Below are 20,147 nucleotides of genomic sequence, written 5' to 3' on the forward strand. Positions count from 1 at the left end.
AAGTCCACCGTCAGAAGTTCGAAACAGTCCGCACGTGCCCTCAAAGAGCGTCGGGCGGAGAAACGAGAGAAGGCGCTCGAGTCGACTCAGATCGTCCGAAAGCGGAAGAAATGAAGAGCTTGTGACGTCAGCACCAGCCGTCGCATCACCGCCCGGCGGGTCTTATCGGTCGATCTCCATTCTCCAAGCGTGATGCACGGCGTCCGCCAAGTGTGCGGCGAGCAGTGGGCCGATCACACTGACCGCGGAAGGTTCGGTCATCTGCCAATGATTCGCAGCCACAGGATGGTTCGCGATCCGACCGTTCACCCAGGGACGCCAGGTGCCGACCGCACGCCGCAGCGTCGGATCGTCGTGCGCCGCCGTGAAGAACAGCACGTCGCCGTCGAACAACCCTGGCCGGTAGTCGCTCATGAGGGTGGCGTTGTGGTGCGCGGCCGCGGTCAGGCGATGCAGGTGCTCGGGGTTCAGGGCCGACAGCACGTCCGCCGTGTCCTCCTCGCGAACCGCCGCCTCACCGCTGCCCTCCGACTGCTGCTTTTCCGCGAAGCTGTCGAGCATGACGAGTGAACCCACCACGTGGCCGGTCTCCTGCAGTCGCACCGCCATCGCATGGGCAATGACGCCACCGATCGACCAGCCGGCCAGATCGTAGGGGCCTTCGGGCTGGATCCGCTGCACCTCGACGAGATACCGGTCGGCAAGTTCCTCGATCGAGCCGGGCAGCACCTCTCCGACGACGGCCGGGGTCTGAATGCCGAAAACGGGGCGGTTTTCGTCGATGTGTTCGGTGAATCCCGTGTAACACCAGGCCAGTCCGCTGATCGGGTGGATCCAGAACATCGGCGCACCCGCCCCACCCGCGCGGATCGGGAAGACCACGTCGAGCGCGGGGTCCTCGGTGTCGTCGTCGGCCGCGTCCATGCGGGCGGCGATCGCGGCGGGTGTCGGCTCGGTCATCAGCCATTGCAGCGACACGGTCACGTCGCTGCCGGCCCGTAGTCGGCTCACCGCCCGCATCGCGGACAGCGATGTGCCACCGAGGTCGAAGAAGTTGTCCTCGGCGCCGACCCTGTCGACTCCCAGGACTTCGGCGAACACAGCCGCGACCGTGCTCTCGTGTCCCTCGTTCGGCCGACGGTATTCGGCAGCAACGAAATCGGGGCGCGGAAGCGCATCGACGTCGAGCTTCCCGGTGGGGGTGAGCGGGACGGAATCGATGCACACCACCGCCGACGGCACCATGTGCGTCGGAAGGAACTCTGACACGAATGCGCGCACCCGAGCGGGGTCTGGCGCGGACCCCGCGGCGGGGACCACGTAGGACACCAGCACGGTGTCACCCGACGGGCCGCGGCGGCCGAGGGTGATCGCGTAGTCGACGTCGGGGTGTGCCAGTACGGCGGCGTCGATTTCACCGAGTTCGATGCGGTAACCCCGGATCTTGACCTGGTGATCCGAGCGGCCGCTGTACTCGAGTTCGCCCGCTGCGGTCCAGCGGACGATGTCGCCGGTGCGGTACATGCGCTCGCCGGGTGCGCCGTAGGGGTTGGCGACGAACCGTTCGGCGGTCAGGCCGTGCCGAGCATGGTAGCCGCGCGCCAATGCCGGTCCCGCGACATACAGCTCACCCGAAACACCGGCAGGAACGGGCCGCAAGCGGGTGTCGAGAACCATGACCTCGAATCCACGCACCGGATGCCCGATCGTGACCGGCGCGCCAACCACGAGGTCACCGACGGTCGAGATATCGGTCGCCTCGGTCGGTCCGTAACCGTTGAGCATGATGCGTCCCGGCTGCCAACGGGCCACCAGTTCGGGAGTACACGCCTCACCACCGACACCGAGGACGCGCAGTTCCTCCAGCCCCTCAGGGTCGATCGAGGACAGCATCGCCGGGGTGATGAGCGCATGCGTCACGTGCTCGTCCCGGACGAAGGCGGCCAATTCGTCCCCGCCGATCACGCTCGGTGGGGTGATCACCAGGGTCGCTGCGGCGGAGAGGGCGGACATCATTTCGCCCACCGCCATGTCGAAGCTGGGCGAGGTGTTGTGCAGGAACCGGGACGACTGCTCGACGCGGTAGTGCTCACGGCGTTCGGCGGCGAGGTTCGCAAGGCCGCCATGGGTGACGACGACACCCTTCGGCCGTCCTGTCGAACCGGACGTGTAAATCATGTACGCCGGGTTCTCGATACGCACAGGCCGCGCGCGTTCCGCGTCGGTCACCGGGGTGGCCGGGATGGCGTCGAGCGTGTCTGTGATCTCGTCGAGAAGGAGCCAGGAGGTATTGTCCGGCAATCCATCCCGATCCGCAGCGACGGTGATGCCGATGCGGGCGCCGGAGTCGAACAGCATGTGGTCGATGCGCTCCGTCGGGTAGGTGGGATCGACGGGGAGGTAGGCGGCACCCGTTTTAGCCACCGCCCATACCGACAGCACCGATTCCACCGACCGCGACAACGCCACAGCGACGAACGTTTCGGGTCCGACACCCTGCGCGAGCAGCAACCGGGCCAGACGATTCGACCAGGCATCGGCCTCGCGGTACGTCCAGTCTCGGCCCTTCCAGGACAGCGCGACCCGTTCCGGGGCGGTACGTGCGGCGGCGTCGATGATCCCGGCGAGGGTGGTCGGCGCCGCGGCCGGAAGACCGCGCACAGGCGCGAGGGCCGCGTGCTCGTCGGGGTCGAGGATTTCGATCCGGCCGATCGGTGCGGCGGGGTCGGCCACCAGTGCGGAGAGAACCCTCAGCAGCCGTGTGCGGAGCGCGGTCACGTACGTCTCGTCGAACACATCGGTGCGGTACCTGAGCGTGAACCGCAACCCGTCGTCGGCGAACACCGTGAGATTGAGCGGGTAGTGGGTGGCTTCCTCGCCGGATACACCGAGGACGGTCATGCCGTCGATCGAGGTCACCTCGGCCAGTGCTGCGGTGTCCACGGGATACGACTCGAACACCGTCAGCGTGTCGAACAGGGCGCCGCTGCCCACAATCTGCTGGACTTCGCTCAGGCCGAGGTAGTGGTGATCGAGCAGAGTCGCCTGTTCGCGCTGCACTCGGATCAGGAGGCCGGCCGCCGATTCGTCCGGGTCGATGCGCACCCGCACGGGCAGGGTGTTGATGAACAGGCCGACCATCGACTCGACGCCCTCGAGTTCCGCGGGGCGGCCCGATACCGTCGCCCCGAACACCACGTCTTCGCGGCCGAGCATGCGGGACAGCAGAATTCCCCATGCGGCCTGGACGAGCGTGTTGAGCGTGACACCGAGTTCCGCCCCGAGTGCGGTAAGCCGGGTGGACAGCTCAGGTCCGGCGTCTGCGTCCACCGCCGTCACTGCGGTCGGTCCCGCCTGTCCGGAACCGTCGGAGCCGACGACAGTCGGCTGCTCCATACCGGCGAGCGCCTCGGCCCACACGTCCTGGGAGGCGGCGCGGTCTCGCGATGCCAGCCACGACAGGAACGTGCGGTACGACGGCACCCGCGGCAACACGGACGCGTCACCTCGGGTGGCGTACAGAACGAGGAGTTCCTTCAACAGCAACGGCATGGACCAGCCGTCGACGAGGATGTGGTGCAGAGTCACGGCCAGGACGTGGTGCCCGTCGCCGCCGTCGATCAGCGTGAACCGCAGTAGCGGCGGCTCAGCGAGGTCGAACCGGCGCTCGCGGTCTGCGGTGAGCGCCGCGTCCCGCGCAGCGGCTCGAGCGGACTCGTCCACGGCCCCGAGATCGATGGTGCGCCAGGGGATCTCCACGCTGTCGAGGACCACCTGCACGAGTTCGCCGGTACTCGCACCGACGAACGCTGTGCGCAGGTTTGCGTGCCGGTCGAGCAGGGCGGAGATCGCTGTACGCATCCGGTCGGCGTCCACGACGCCACCGAGTTTCAGCACCGTCTGCGTCGTGTAGACGTCCACCGTGTCCTGCGCGAGCTGCGCATGGAAGGCGAGCCCGTGCTGCAGCGGCGACAGCGACCAGACGTCGGACAGCGCCGGGTACTGCTCTTCCCACAGTTCGAGGTCCCGCTGCCCCACCGCGACGAGGGGCACGTCCGACGGCGTGAGCCCGCCCGCCGTTCCGCTGTCCACATGCGCCGCGACCGTGATGAGCGCACTGGTCCACAGGTCCGCAAGCTCCCGGACGTCGGCCGCCGACAGCACTTCCCGGGGATACGAGAAGGTGGCCGTCAACCTGGACTCACCGTCCACACCGGTGACGATCGCGTTGATGTCGAGAACGGCGGCGGCGGGCATGTCGTCGTTGCCAACGCCCCCGAGGTCGCCGAAGTCAGTGGTGGGCGTCCAGCCCAAGTGCGCGAACTCCTCCGGAATGTCCGCCGCCGATACCCGGCCCAGGTAGTTGAAGCTGACCTGAGGGGTGGGGAGGTTGTCCAGCGCCGCGACGGTCTCGGAGTTGAGATGGCGCAGCAGCCCGTAGCCGAGCCCGCGGGCAGGTAGTGCGAGCAGGTTTTCCTTGACGGCCTTGACGGCGCGGGAGGTGTCGCCTGTCCCGGCCAGGGCGGCGTCGACGTCGATTCCACCGAGGTCGATCCGAACCGGATACACGCTGGTGAACCATCCGACCGTGCGGGAGAGGTCGGCGCCGGGCGCCGCCTCCTCCTCGCGTCCGTGGCCCTCCAGTTGCAGGAGAAGTGAGGACTCGTCGATTCCCCGGCGACGCCGCCAGGCGCTCACGGCCAGTGTGAACGCGGCGATCAGCCCGTCGCCGACGCCACCCCGGAAGGCAGCGGGAACGGACGTCATCAGTGATCGCGTCACCGCCGCGTCGAGTTCGACGCGCACGTGGTCGACCGTGGCCAGGACGTCGGTTGCGGGGTCGAACGGCCGGGACCCGAGCGTCGGGTCCGGACCGTCGAGAATCCCCTGCCAGAACGGCAATTCCGCAACTCGCTCCGGGGTGTGCGCGTCCTCGGTCAGGGCGTGCGCCCACCGGCGCATCGACGTGCCGACCGGCGGGAGCGTCGCAGCCTCACCGGACGAGATCTGCGCCCACGCGGCGATCAGATCCGGAATCAGAATGCGCCAGGACACGCCGTCGACCACGAGGTGGTGGGCGGAGACGATCAGACGGCCGCTCCGTCCGGGTACGCCGACCGGGTCGAGCCAGACGCACTGCAGCATGATGCCGGCCCGCGGGTTCAGGCGGTTCAGCGCCGAATCCAGTTCACGCCGAGCCGGTTCGGTCGGATCCGTCCGCGGATCCCAGTCGATCCGGTGCACGAGAGAGTCGACGTCGACGGCGCCTGCCGGTGCCACCTCGAGCGTGTTTTCGCCGACGAGGCGGGCACGCAGGATGTCGTGGTGCTCGATCACGGCCGACAGGGTCGCGATCAGACCTGCCCGGTCGATGCCCACCGGCAACTCCAGTGCGACCGACTGCGAGTAGCGGTCGAGAGTGCCACCGCGTTCGGTGACCAGATGCATCACCGGAGTGAGCGGCATCCGGCCGACACCACCGCCCGGAAGTTCCTCCAGCACGACGGGTTCGGTGTCGGTGGCGTGGGCCGCCACCTGCGCGAGGGACGCAACGGTCTTGTGCTCGAACACGTCCCGGGGCGAGATGATCAACCCGTGCGCCTTCGCCCTCGACGCGAGCTGGATCGACGCGATGCTGTCGCCACCCAGACCGAAGAACGAATCGTCCACACCGACCGTCGGGACGCCGAGTAGCTCGGCGAACACGCCCGCCAGGATCTTCTCGTTGTCGGTGACCGGCGCCCGGAAACGCGCGGTCGCGGTGACGAAGACCGGTTCGGGCAGCGCTTCTCGGTCGAGCTTCCCGTTCACCGTCACGGGCAGCGCCTCGATCACCATGTAGGCGTCCGGGATCATGGGCGCAGGCAGGGCGTCCTCGAGGTGGCGCCGGATGGCGTCCGTGTCGAGTGCGTGACCGGGAGCACGCACGAGGTAGGCCGCGAGACGCTGCCCCGACGGGGTGTCGTGGACGACGACGGCGGCCTGGCCCACCGTGTCGTGGCGGGTCGCCGCGGACTCGATCTCCCCCAGCTCGATCCGGTTGCCCCGAATCTTCACCTGACTGTCGCCCCGGCCGAAGTACTCGAGTCCGTGCGTTCCGGTCCAGCGGACGATGTCGCCGGTGCGGTACATGCGCTCACCGGGTGCGCCGTAGGGGTTGGCGACGAACCGTTCGGCGGTCAGGCCGTGCCGGGCATGGTAGCCGCGCGCCAATGCCGGTCCCGCGACATACAGCTCACCGGAAACACCAGCCGGAACGGGCCGCAAGCGGGCGTCGAGAACCATGACCTCGAATCCACGCACCGGATGCCCGATCGTGACAGGCGCACCAGCTACGAGGTCGCCGACGATGGAGATGTCGGTGGCCTCGGTGGGTCCGTAACCGTTGAGCATGGTGCGTCCGGGCTGCCAGCGGGCCACCAGTTCGGGAGTGCAGGCCTCGCCACCGACCCCGAGCACCCGCAACTGCGGGTGTCCGCCGGGATCCATCGTGGCCAGCACCGCCGGGGTGATCAGCGCATGGGTGACCTGCTGACGGTCCAGGAGGCCGGACAGTTCGTCGCCGCCCACGACCTCGGTCGGTGTGATCACCAAGGTGGCGGCGGCGCTCAGCGCCGACACCATCTCGCCGACGGCCATGTCGAAGCTCGGCGATGCCTTGTGCAGGAACCGGGACGACTGTTCGATGCGGTAATGCTCGCGACGTTCGGCGGCGAGGTTCGCAACGCCGCCGTGCGTGACCACGACACCCTTGGGCAGACCCGTCGAGCCCGACGTGTAGATCATGTATGCCGGGTTCTCGACGCGGACCGGGCGGATCCGGTCTGCGTCGGTGATCGGCTCGGCGCTCGCCGACTGGTGTCGGGCGGTGACATCCTCGGTGTCGAGGGTCAGCCAGACGACGGTGTCCGGCAGCGCGGCCCGTTCACCGGACAGCGTGACGCCGAGGGCGGCGCCGGAATCGGTGAGGATGTGCGCGATGCGATCCGCCGGATATGTCGGGTCCACGGGCACGTACGCCGCACCGGTCTTGGCCACCGCCCACACGGCCAGCACCGATTCGAGCGACCGCGGGAGAGCGAGGGCCACGAAGGATTCCGGTCCCACCCCGTGCTCGAGCAGTAGCCGGGCCAGGCGCGTGGACCACTCGTCCGCCTCGCGATACGTGTACTCGCGACCGTTCCAGCTCAGCGCAGGCGCGTTCGGGTCGGTCCGGACAGCGACGTCGATCAGGCCGGCGAGTGTCGTCGGAGTCGCCGACGGCGCACCCCGTACGCACACCGCCGCCCACTCGCTCGGATCGAGGAGGTCGATGTCGCCGACGATCGCGCCCGAATCGGCCACCACTGCGTCGAGGACACGGACGAATCGCCGGGCGATGTCCTCGGCGGTCGCCCGGTCGAAGAGGTCGGTGGCGAATCGCAACGCGCCCGACAATGCACTCGCCGAATCGCCTTCGGTCAGGACCAACGCCAGGTCGAACTGCGCGGTGTCCGCCTCGAACGGAACGGGTTCCACGGTCACGCCCGGCAATTCGAAGCGGGTGACACCGCGGTGCTCGAACGACAGCGCCACCTGGAACAGGGGTGTGTGGGCCTGAGTGCGGACGGGAGTGAGGACGTCGACGAGCCGCTCGAACGGAATGTCCGCGTGCCCATACGCGCCGAGGTCGGTGTCGCGCACCCGTGTCAGGAGTTCAGTGAAGCTTTCGTGCGCAGCGACGTGCGTACGCAGGACCAGGGTGTTGACGAACATTCCGACCAGGTCGTCGAGGTGCTGCTCGCCGCGACCGCTGACCGGGGTGCCGACGGCGATGTCGGACGTCGACGACACCCGCGACAGCACGACCGCCAGCGCCGCGTGCAGCACCATGAACACGGAGGCGCCGTGATCGCGGGCCGTCTGCTCGAGCGCCAGGGCGGTGTCCACTGGAACGTCGAAGCGCACGGTGTCGCCGCGCTGCGACGGCACGGCCGGGCGGGGCCGATCGGTGGGCAGCTCCAGCACGTCCGGCAGCCCGGACAGCGTCTCGGTCCAGTACCGGATCTGCTGTGCGGCCAGTGATTCGGGATCGGACTCGGAACCCAGTGCCGCGTGCTGCCAGATCGCGAAATCGGCGTACTGCATCGGAAGCGGTGACCAGTTCGGGGCGTGTCCCGCACTTCGGGCGGTATAGGCGACCATGACATCGCGAGCGAGCGGACCCATGGACACGGCGTCGCCGCTGATGTGGTGAACGACAATGACAAGGACATGCTCGTCGACGGCGGTGCGCAGAAGTCTCCCGCGAAGGGGAATTCCCGCGGTCACGTCGAAGCCGCCGTGCAGGACGCGGGTCACCTCACCCACAAGTTGGTCGGTGGTCACGTCGACCGGGGTGAGATCGAGGTCGACCCGGTCGGCAGGCAGGATCACCTGCACGGGGCCGTCACCGTTGTCGGGAAAGACCGTGCGCAGCGACTCGTGCCGTTCCAGCACGTCGTGGACCGCGGTGTGGAGGGCCGCGACGTTCAGCGTCCCCGTCAGCCGGATCGCGAGCGGAAGGTTGTACGCCGCCGACTCCGGATCGAAGCGATTGAGGAACCACATCCGGTTCTGCGCCGACGACAACGGGATTCGCTCGGGACGCGGAGCGGCCACGAGTGCCGTTCCGCCGCCCGTTCCAGCGAGGAGGGCAACGCGCGCTGCGAGTGCCTCGACGGTAGGAGCATCGAACAGCTCCCGCACGGGAACTCTGCTGTCGAGTGCACGGCCGAGTCGGGCGGCGACCTGGGTGGCGATCAGAGAATTGCCACCGAGGGCGAAGAAGTCGTCGTCGAGGCCGACCCGCTCGACACCCAGGACGTCGGCGAACACCTCGGCGACAACGCTTTCGGTCGCGGTGACCGGCGCCCGGAAAACGCGAGCCTCGAAAATGGGTGCAGGCAGGGCCTTCCGGTCGAGTTTGCCGGACGTGCCGAGGGGGAAACTGTCGAGGACCAGGACGGTCTCGGGCAGCATGTAGGTGGGCAGCGTGTGTGCGATCGCGGTGCGCAATTCGTCGACGTCGACGTCCGAACCCGCGGTTGGGACGACATAGCCCACGAGATGATCGCCGGTGCCGGTCGGGACGACGAGCACCGCCGCCTGCGACACCTGAGCATGGGCGAGCAGAGCGGTCTCGATCTCACCGAGCTCGATGCGCTGGCCACGGAACTTGACCTGAAAGTCGGTGCGCCCGATGTATACGAGTTCACCGGTCGTGGTCCAGCGGACGAGGTCACCGGTGCGGTACATCCGCTCCCCCGCGCTGGTGAAGGGGTCGGCGACGAAGCGGTCGGCGGTGAGGTCGACACGGCCGTGGTAGCCGCGGGCTAGTTGGATGCCGGCGAGGTAGAGCTCGCCGGGGACTCCGGCGGGGACGGGGTGCAACCTCGAGTCGAGGACGTAGACGCGGCTGTTCCATTCGGGGACGCCGATGCTGACGGCGCCGCCCTGGGGGGTGTCGGTGACGTCGGCGTAGGTGATGGAGACGGCGGCTTCGGTGGGCCCGTAGAGGTTGTGGATCCGGGCCGCCGAAATCTCGGTGAAGTCCCGAACGGTCGCCGCGGGCAGAGCCTCACCGATCACGAACACGTGCCGCAGCGTGGTCAACGCCTCACGTCCGACACCGTCGGCGAAGACGGACAACATGGACGGCACGAAGTCGGTGACCGTCACCCGGTGCTCTCGAATGGTCTCGGCGAGGTACTGCGGGTCGCGGTGCCCGTCCGGTGTCGCGACCACCAACGTCGCGCCGGTAGCCAGCGGAAGGAAGTAACCCCACAGGGACACATCGAATGTCGTTGCGGTCTTCTGCAAGTACACGTCCGACGCGTCGAGTGCGTACTCGGAACGCATCCAGGCGATCTGGTTCACGATCGCCCGGTGCGTCACCGCGACGCCCTTGGGCTTGCCGGTCGAGCCCGACGTGAAGATCACATAGGCGACACCATCCGGGTGCACCGTCGAATTGGTCAGCGGTGCCGACGAAACGGCGTCGACATCGAGGGTGTCGACAAGGATGACGGACCGATCACTCGCAAATGCGTCGCGAGAGGTCGACAGGACACAGATCGGATCGGCCGCATCGAGGATGTACCCGATACGGTCGGCCGGATGGTCCGGATCCACGGGAACATAACCACCGCCCGCGGTCAGAACCGCGTACATGCCGACGACCAGGTCGACAGATCGGCGCATGGCCAACGCCACCAGAGATTCCGGACCCACGCCCTCGGACATCAGAACCCGCGCCAACCGGTTCACCCGACCCGCGAACTCCCGGTAGGTCAGCGATTCACCCTCGAAGACGAGTGCCGGCGCATCCGGGGTCCTGCGTACCTGGTCCGCGAAGGCGTCGAGCAGCAGGGCCTCGGGCAGCGGATGGTCCGTCCGGTTGCGAATGTCGACCAACTCTGTGTATTCCGACGCATCGAGCACGGCCACGTCACCGACCGGTGTCGATGGGTCCGCGGCCACGGCCCGCAGGATGCGGGTGAACTGTTCGGCGAACGTTGCGATGGTCGACGCGTCGAACAGGTCGGTGGCGTAGGTGAAGGACGCGTGGATTCCGCCGTCAGCCTGTTCGGTGAGGGTCAGATGCAGATCGAACTCGGCCGTCTGCAGCTCCGCCGGGACGGTCGAGACTGCGAGTCCCGGCAGGTCGAACGTGGTGGGGGCTAGGTTCTGGAAGGACAGGGCGACCTGGAACAGAGGGTGCCGACCCTGCGAGCGAACCGGATCGAGAACTTCTACCAGCCGCTCGAACGGCACGTCGGCATGCGAGAACGCACCCAAATCGGCTTCGCGGGTGCGCTCCACCAACTCGTCGAACGTGGCCTCCGGCGCGACGTGGGTCCGCAGGACGAGGGTGTTGACGAACATGCCCACGAGGTCGTCGAGGGCCTGCTCGCCCCGGCCGGCAACGGGAGTTCCAACCACGATGTCGGCCGAGTTCGAGAGCCGGCTCAGGAACACCGCGTAGGCGGCGTGCACGGTCATGAACAGGCTGGCGTCGCGAGCAGCCGCGAGTTCACGCAGCAATTCGTGGGTGTGGGCGTCGACATCGAACGTCAGCTCGCTGCCGCGGTGTGACTGTCGGCGTGGACGCGGCCGATCGGTGGGCAGGGTGAGCTCGTCCGGCAGCTCGGCGAGACTGCGCACCCAGTACTCGGTTTGGCGGGACAACAGCGAGGCGGGGTCGTCCTCGTTGCCGAGCAGTTCGCGGTGCCAGAGGCTGTAGTCGGCGTACTGGACCGGGAGTGGCGACCACGCAGGCTCGTCCTGTTGCGCACGTGCGGTGTACGCGAGCATCACGTCGCGGGCCAGCGGCGCGAGCGAGAAACCGTCGGCGGCGATGTGATGGACCACGACGACGAGAAGGTGCTCGTTCTCGGAGACCGCGAATAGGCCTGCGCGCAGGGGTGGTTCCACGGTGAGGTCGAATCCCGTAGTCGCGAACTCCACTGCCCGCTGCAGCGCCTCGCTCTCGGTCACCTCGAGCACGGTGAGGTCCGGGAGCGCCGACTCGATGGAGACCAGGACCTGGTGTGGGCCGGTGGGTGAGTCGGGATAGATCGTGCGCAGTGCCTCGTGCCGTTCGAGGACGTCGCCGAGCGCTGCCTGCAGAGCGGAGACGTCGAGCGTCCCGGTCAGGCGGAGGGCGAGCGGCAGGTTGTCGACGGTGGAACCCGGGTCGAAACGGTTGAGGAACCACACCCGCGCCTGCGCCGGAGACAGCGGAATCCGATCCGGTCTCGGACGTGCCTCCAGGACCGGGCGGTCGGACCGTCCGGCGGTGTCCACGGCGGCGGCCAGCGCCGCGACGGTGGGTGCGTCGAACAGCGACCGCACGGACAGGGACGTGCTGGTGGCCGCGCGCAGGCGGGCGATCACCTGGGTGGCGGACAGGGAGTTGCCGCCGACCTCGAAGAAGCTGTCGTCGGCTCCCACCCTGTCGACGTCGAGGATCTCCGTGAACACCCGCGCGACAAGCAGTTCGGAGGCGGTCGACGGCGCCCGGAACACCGTCCGCGCCGCAAATGTCGGGGCGGGCAGCGCCGGGCGGTCGATCTTCCCGGCCGGGGTGAGCGGAAGGGCGTCGAGGACTGTGACGGTTGCCGGCACGAGCGCGCGGGGCAGCAGTTCTGCCGCGGCCGCCAGGATGCCGGAGACGTCGGGGCTGGCTCCCGTCGCTGGCACGACGTAACCAACGAGTTGATCGCCGAGCCGGGGGTGGTGATGGACGGACGCTGCCGCGGCCACCACGTCGCCGTGCCGGGACAGCGCGGCCTCGACCTCACCGAGTTCGAGGCGCAGACCCCGCAGTTTCACCTGCGAGTCGGCGCGGCCCACATAGGTGAGCTGCCCGTCGAATCGCAGCCGCACCAGGTCACCGGTCCGGTACATCCGGCTGCCCTGGGGTCCAGAGGGATTGGCGACGAACCGTTCCGACGTCAGTCCGTGCCGGGCGTGATATCCGCGGGCGAGGCCGGGACCGGACAGGTACAACTCACCCGTGACACCGCGCGGCACGGGCCGCAGCCGGGAGTCGAGGACCAGCGCCTGCGTGCCGTCGAGTGGGCTGCCGATGGTGATGTCGGCGCCCGGGGTGAGCGGTTCACCGATGGTGACGACGATGGTCGTTTCGGTGGGACCGTAACTGTTGAAGAAACGCCGCCCCGGGGAGAACTGTTCGACCAGCTGCGGTGGGCACACCTCACCCCCGACGACGACGGTGCGCAGGTCACCGAGTGCGCTCGCATCGACGGTGCTCAATGCGGCTGGGGCAGTGAGCACGTGGGTGACGCGCTGGTCGCGGAGAAGGGCGGTGAGGTCTTCGCCACCGACCACCGACGGCGGTGCGATCACCAGGGTGGCCCCGGCGCTGAACGCTTGAATCATTTCGAAGACGGAGGCGTCGAAGCTTGCGGACGACAACCGGAGCACGCGGGACTGCGACGTAGTGCCCAGTTCCGGGCGTGCCTCCGCTGTGAAGGCGCTCAATCCCGTATGAGTGACCGTGACGCCCTTGGGTGTTCCGGTGGAGCCGGACGTGTAGATGAGATACGCCGGATGCTGCAGGCGCAGCGGCATAGTGCGGTCGCGATCGGTGACCGGTGATGCCGACGTGACGTGTGCGACGTCGTCCAGCAGCAGCCACTCGGTGCCGCCGGGCAGCCCCGCCCCGCTGGCGGTGTCGGTCAACCCGAGCGCCGCACCCGAGTCGGAGAGCATGTGCTCGATGCGTTCGCGCGGGTAGCTCGGATCGACGGGCACGAACGCAGCGCCCGTTTTGGTCACGGCCCACACGGCGAGGGCGGCCTGGGCGGTCCGCGGAAGTGCCAGCGCTACCACCGTTTCCGGACCCACGCCGTGTGTGATGAGTACGCGCGCCAATTGATTCGATTGCGCGTCAAGGTCCGCGTAGGAGAGCTCCCCCTCCTCCGACACGAGTGCGATCCCGCCGCGCCCGGCACCGCTCGTGAAGATGTCCGGCAACGTGCGCGCGACCACGGCAGGCGGTTCGGGTGGCGCGGTCAGTGCGGCGTGTTCGTCTGCGGTCAGCAGGTCCAGATCGCCGACCGCGCATCTCGGATCGGTGATCCCCTGCCGCAGAAAATTCTCGAAGCGGACGGAGAACGAGTCGATCGTGTCGCGGTCGAACAGATCGGTGGCGAAAATCCAGGACGCCGCCATTGCGGCACCGTCGGGGCGGAGGGTCAACTGCAGATCGAACTTCGCCGGCACCACACCGAGATCCAGTGCCGACACCGACAGACCGGGAAGCGTGAGCTGGTTGACGCTCTGATCCTCGAGCGACAGCGCAACCTGGAAGATCGGCGAATACGCCTGGGAGCGTGCCGGTTGCAGTAGGTCGATCAACCGCTCGAACGGCAGGTCCGCGTTGCCGTACGCCGCAAGATCGGTCTCGCGGACGTGCCCGAGCACCTCCGCGAACGAGGACGCCGGATCGATGTGGGTCCGCAATGCGAGCGTGCCGACGAACATGCCCACCAGGTCGTCGAGGGCCTGCTCGCCGCGTCCCGCGACCGGAGTGCCCACCACCACGTCTGTGGTCGCGGCGAGGCGCGCGAGCAGTGTGGCCAGGGCCGCGTGCACCACCATGAAGAGGGTGGCGCCGTGGCTGCGTCCGAACGCCGTGGCTTGCTCGACGAGTGCGCTGTCGAGACGGAACGTCGAGATCTCCCCGCGCAGTGACGCCACGGCCGGCCGACGCCGGTCGGTGGGCAACTCGAGCAGCTCCGGGGCGCCGCGCAGTTGCTGACGCCAGTACGCAGCCTGGCGTGCGGCAACACTTCCCTCTTCGGACTCGGAGCCGAGGAGCTGCCGCTGCCAGACGCTGTAGTCGGCGTACTGGACGGCGAGCGGTGTCCAGTCCGGGGTCTGGTGGCCGACGCGGGCGGTGTACGCCAGCATCAGGTCGCGGGCGAGCGGCCCCATCGACGCGCCGTCCGCACTGATGTGATGCACCACCACGACGAGAACGTGTTCGCCCGGCGACAGCTCGAATACGCTGCTGCGCAACGGGACCGATGCCGTCACGTCGAAACCGGTGGACAGCTCGGCGGTCAGCACTGCGAACAGCTGTTCTTCGTCGTCGACGCGGCGCGGTTCGAGGTCCAGCGCGAGGTCGTCGAGGGGGACGATCCGCTGATACGGGCCGTCGGCAGAGTCGGGATACACGGTCCGCAGCGCCTCGTGGCGCCCCAGGACGTCCCGCAGCGCCGCCCCGAGGGCAGCAGTGTCGAGGTCGCCGGACAGCCGCAGTACGAGCGGAATGTTGTAGGCCACCGACTCGGGGTCGTAGCGGTTGAGGATCCACATCCGGGACTGCGCCGCGGACAGTGGAATACGATCAGGTCGTTCGATGCCCACCAGCGCCGGGCGGTCCCCGCGCTCGGCGGCGTCGACCACCGCGGCGAGAGTCGAGACTCCCGGCGACTCGAAGATCACCCGCACGGCCAACGACGTGCCTGCCGACTCGTTGACCCGGCCGATCACCCGGGTGGCACTCAGCGAGTCGCCGCCCAGATCGAAGAAATCGTCCTCGGCTCCGACCACGCCGGCACCGAGCACACCGGCGTAGGCGGCCGCGACCAGCCGTTCGGTGTCAGTACGCGGGGCCACGTACTCGCGGACCGCGAAGACCGGTTCGGGTAGGGCTTCGCGATCCACCTTGCCCGCCGGGGTGAGCGGAACCCGGTCGAGCTCCATCACGGTGGACGGCACCATGTAGCTGGGCAGGAGGCGGGCAGCGTGCGCGGCGAGCGCGGCCTGATCGAAACGCGAATTCGGCCGCATTCGCACGTACGACACCAGCACCGAGGTGCCGCCCTCACGTTCCCGCACGGCGGACACCGCGAAGTCCACCGACTCGTGCCCCGACAGCACCGCATCGATTTCACCGAGTTCGATGCGCAGTCCGTGCAGCTGTACCTGGAAGTCGCTGCGCCCCACATACTCGAGGACGGGTTGCTCGCCGCGGCTCCACCGCACGAGGTCGCCGGTGCGGTACAGGCGGTTACCACCGCCCCCGGGGAACGGATCGGCGACGAATCGCGACGCCGTCAGACCCGAACGGCCGTGATAGCCCTCGGCGAGCCCGGGGCCCCCGAGATACAGCTCCCCGGTCACCCCGCGCGGCACCGGCCGCAGCCAGCGGTCCAGGACGACTGCTCGTGCGCCCTGCATCGGGCCGCCGATGGTGATCGCGGCGGGGTCGGTCTGCGGACCCTCCATGGTGATCACGATCGTCGACTCGGTGGGGCCGTAGCTGTTGTAGAGACGGCAGCGGCTGCCGAACCGCTCGACGAGATCCGGCGGGCACACGTCGCCACCGACGACCACGGCCTCGAGCGAGTCGAGGCCGGCGGCGTCCACGGTTCCCAATACCGCGGGTGCACTGATGATGTGGGTAACCCGCTGCGAACGGAGGAGAGCCGTGAGTTCGTCGCCGCCGTACACGCCCGGTGGCACGATGACCATCGTCGCGCCCGCGCTGAACGCCTGGACCATCTCGAACACGGACGCGTCGAAGCTCGACGAGGAGAAGCGCAGCACCCGCGAGTCGCGCGTCACGCCGAGCTCGGGCAGGGCCCACGCGGCGAACGCGGCCAGGCCGGTGTGCGTGACCACCACACCTTTCGGCGTGCCCGTGGAACCCGAGGTGTAGATCATGTACGCCGGGTGGTGGGGTGTCAGTGGTACCGGGCGATCGGCGTCCGTCACCGGTGCGACCGACAGCTTCGCGCACGCAGACGTGAGCGCGGGGTCGTCGAGGGCGAGCCATTCGACGCCGGTTCCCTCGAGCAGGTCGCGGTGCGCGGTGGCCGTCAAACCGAGACTCACGCCCGAATCGGACAACATGTGGGCGATGCGCTCGGCCGGGTAGGCCGGGTCGACGGGGACGAACGCCGCCCCCGACTTCGCCACGGCCCACACCGCCACGACGGAGTCGACGGACCGAGTGAACGACACCGCCACGAAGTCACCGGGGCCCACTCCACGGGTCAGCAGCAGACGTGCGAGCGCGGTGCTGCTCTCGTCGAGTTCGCGGTAGCCGGTCGTTGCTCCATCGAAAATCAGTGCCGTGCCGTCGGGGTTCGCCCGGACCCCGGCTTCGAACAGGTCGACCAGCAGCAACGGGTCGGGTGCCGCCGGGCCGGCGGCAGGCACGAGTTGTGCGTGCTCGTCCGCCGTCAGCACGTCCAGGTGTGCAACCGGGGTGTCCGGGTCCGCGTCGGCGAACCGGGCCAGCAGGTCGAGGAACCGCGCGTGGTGTCCGGCGAGTTCCTCGGCCCCGTACAGGGCGGGATTCGCCTCGAAATCGATGCGCGACGAACTTCCCGCCACGCTCGGGTACAGGTTGACCGAGAGGTCCTCGACGGGTCCGGTCGACAGGACGTGGAACCGACCGGTGAGCTCGGCGAGGGTGATTTCGGAATGGAAGTTCATGATGTTGATCGCGGGACCGAAGAAGCCCCGCTGATCCTGGGCGGCGCCGGCGTCGCGGCGGATGTCCTCGCTGCGGTAGCGCTGGTGGCGCAACGCACCGGTGAGTTCGAGTTGGACGGCGGAGACCAGCGCGGCGACCGTCGTGTCCGGGGTGATCGACACCCGCAGCGGCACCACATTGGACACCATGCCGCCCGATCGACGCAGCACGGCGTTGGTGCGGGCCGACACGGGCAGACTGAGAACGATGTCGTCCGAACCTGTCATCCGGGCGACGAAAGCTGCGGTCGCGGCCACGGCGACAGCCGCGAAGGCGGAGTTGAGACGCGAGGTCGCCCCGTCCACCGACCGGGCGACGTCGGTGGGCACCTGCCCGCCGTGCCAGCGGGACCGAGCCTGCGCCGGGGCAGTGCGGCCCGCGAGGCTGACCGGGACGGGGAGGTTCCGGGATCGGGTCGCCCAGTAGTCGCGGTCGGTGAGGTACCGGGAAGAACCGATGTATGCGTCCTCGGCGGCCGAAACCTCTCGGAGGTCACCCGCCACCGACGGCGTCGGCTCCACACCCCGGATCTCGGCCGTGTACAACTCGGCGGCGCGGCTCATGAACTTCATGGCGCCGTAGCCGTCGAGCGCGATGTGGTGGATACGGCAGTACCAGAGATGGTGGTGATCACCGATCTGCAGGGTGGCCGCCCGGATCAGCCGGTCCGAGAGCAGATCCAGCGGTGCGGTGTAGTCGGCGCGCATCCACTCGACTGCGGCAGCGTGGGGGTCCGGCTCCGCCCGGAAATCGTGGTGTCCCACCCCGTCGTCGAGAGTGAGGTCGACAGTCTGGAGCGGTTCGCCGTCGATTTCGACGATCCGGAGCATCCCGCTACCGATCTCGCGGGCAGCGACCTGACCTGCACGTCGAAAAGCATCGACATCCAGAGCGCCCTCGACGTCGATGTACTGCGCAATCGTGATCGGCACTTCGCCCATGAGGTGCTGGGCATACCAGATACCGCGCTGAGCGGCGGTGAGGGCGAAAAAGTGCGAATCGTTCTCGTTGACACTGGTGTCAACGCGGGCGGACGTACCAGCCGCGAACTCTGCCGGTTCCACGAATCGTTCTCTTATCTACTAGGAGCGGCGAGACGACTCTTGCTCCGGTGACCGACTACGTGTGCCCTGCGGTGGTTACACCCCGTGGGACAACTTACGTAGGGTTGCATAACCTACATAAGGTCGTCAAATCGCTCGGGTGTAACTGGATCGGTAAGTCGACGCGCCACCTGTGCGCCTTTGTGGTAGCCAGAGGTACCAGAAAGGCGCACGGGAGGAGCACCGATGACCGAACCGCCCGGCCTGAGCACCGTGAACGAGTGGAGCGACGAGCAGGCCGTCGCCTTGCTGACCGAGTGTTGTTCGTCGACGGTGTGGGCTCGCCGGGTGGCCGCCGCGCGGCCGTTCCGCACGACCGAAGAGCTCTATACCCGCGCCGACGAGGTTCTCGCCGAACTCACCGAAGCCGAGATCGACGAGGCCTTGGCCGGGCATCCGCGCATCGGCGACCGCCCCGACAATGCGTCGTCGGCGCGTGAGCAGTCCGCAGTCGCTTCCGCCGACCGCGAGTTGCGGGCGAAACTTCGCGCGGGAAACGAGGAGTACGAGAGAAAGTTCGGGCACGTCTACCTCGTGTGCGCGTCCGGACGTTCTGCGCAGGAACTGCTCGACGTGCTGCACCGACGCCTCGACAACGACAGCAGCACCGAGCGCAGGGTTTTGCGGGCGGAACTCGCCGCGATCAACCGGTTGCGTCTCGTACGGTTGCTGAACCACTCCACCGAAGGAGGACGTTGATGACCAGAATCCTCAGCACGCACGTGCTGGACGCAACGACCGGTGAGCCGGCGGCCGGACTGCACGTGCGGCTCAAATCCCTCAAGGGTGAACCGATCGCCTCCGCGATGACCGGCGTCGACGGCCGCATCCCCGAGATTGCACCCGAGGGCCTGATCGCGGAGACGTATTGCCTCGTGTTCGACACCGGTGATTATTTCGGTCGGCGCGGCCAGGACACCTTCTACCCGGTGGTGACCGTCACCTTCGAGTTGAGATATCCCCAGCGTGGCTACCACGTTCCGTTGTTGTTGTCCCCCTACGGCTATTCCACCTATCGCGGGAGCTGAACGTGAGCAATCCGAACAACGGCCCCCACCTCGGGGGCAAGATCGTCCTGGGCAAGAACCAGTATGGGAAGGCTGAGAACCGGATCGTCCGGATCTACCGCGACACCCCTCGGCACGAGATCCGGGACGTGAGCGTCTCCACCTGTCTTCGAGGTGACTTCTCCGCCGCGCACCTCGAGGGCGATCAGAGCACCGTGCTGCCCACGGATAGTCAGAAGCAGACCGCCTTCTCCTACGCGAAGGAGGAGGGACTCGATTCCATCGAGGAATACGGACTGGCGTTGGCGCGGCATTTCGTGAACGACGTCCAACCTGTCGAGGGCGCGCGCATCGAGATCGAGGAGTACTCGTGGGCGCGGGCCGTGGTCGAGGGTGCCGAGCACGATCACACCTGGGTGCGAAAGGGCGAGGAGGTGCGTACCGCGGCCATCACGGTCGACGCCGACGGAACATGGGTGGTCGGGGGCCTGAAAGATCTGGTGATTCTGAAATCCACGGGCAGCGAGTTCTTCGGGTTCCTGAAGGACGAGTACACCGTCCTCGAAGAGACCCACGACCGGGTGATGGCCACGTCACTCGTCGTGCAATGGCGGTTCGTCACCACCGAGGTCGACTGGAACAGCGTGTACACCGATATCAAGGAACAGATCGTGTCCACGTTCGCGACAGTGCATTCGTTGGCCCTGCAGCAGACACTCTACGAAATCGGAAAGGCCGTCCTCGAGCGCTGTCCTTTACTCGCGGAGGTGCGTCTGTCTGCGCCCAACAAGCATCACTTCGCGCACGACCTCGGGCGCTTCGGTGTGGAGAACGACAACGAGGTGTTCCACGCCGCCGACCGCCCCTACGGCCTGATCCAGGCGACGGTTCAGCGTTCCGACGCTCCGGACCCCGGGCCGGCGTGGTCTGCCTACACAGGTTGGCTGAGTTGACGCCGAACGGCCGCCCCAGGAACTGCTCGTCGACGGGCGCACGGTG

At 68.0% G+C, this 20,147-nt stretch carries 4 protein-coding genes; 3 read left to right on the forward strand and 1 reads right to left on the reverse strand.

The genetic code is table 11. The features are described 5' to 3' along the window. Positions 1–162 precede the first annotated feature (162 nt). Positions 163–18,102: a non-ribosomal peptide synthetase gene (locus L1080_RS21820; RefSeq protein ID WP_250772885.1), complete on the reverse strand. Its 17,940-nt coding sequence runs from the start codon at positions 18,100–18,102 to the stop codon at positions 163–165. Positions 18,103–18,327: 225 nt separating this feature from the next. Here L1080_RS21820 and uraD point away from each other — a divergent pair, with 225 nt between their 5' ends. Genes uraD through pucL form a run of 3 tightly spaced genes read left to right on the forward strand, consistent with a single transcriptional unit; the run spans position 18,328 to position 20,101 of the window. Next, positions 18,328–18,840: a 2-oxo-4-hydroxy-4-carboxy-5-ureidoimidazoline decarboxylase gene (gene uraD, locus L1080_RS21825; RefSeq protein ID WP_250772883.1), complete on the forward strand. Its 513-nt coding sequence runs from the start codon at positions 18,328–18,330 to the stop codon at positions 18,838–18,840. After that, on the forward strand, positions 18,840–19,169 hold the full coding sequence (gene uraH, locus L1080_RS21830; RefSeq protein WP_250772875.1) for a hydroxyisourate hydrolase: 330 nt from the start codon (positions 18,840–18,842) through the stop codon (positions 19,167–19,169). The genes uraD and uraH overlap by 1 nt, the downstream gene beginning before the upstream one ends. A gap of 2 nt (positions 19,170–19,171) precedes the next feature. Continuing rightward, entirely contained in the window at positions 19,172–20,101 is a 930-nt protein-coding gene (gene pucL, locus L1080_RS21835) for a factor-independent urate hydroxylase (protein WP_250772873.1), read from the forward strand. Positions 20,102–20,147: the final 46 nt, after the last annotated feature.

Source organism: Rhodococcus sp. MSC1_016 (assembly GCF_023667485.2).
In the GTDB taxonomy this organism is placed as follows: domain Bacteria; phylum Actinomycetota; class Actinomycetes; order Mycobacteriales; family Mycobacteriaceae; genus Rhodococcus_F; species Rhodococcus_F oxybenzonivorans.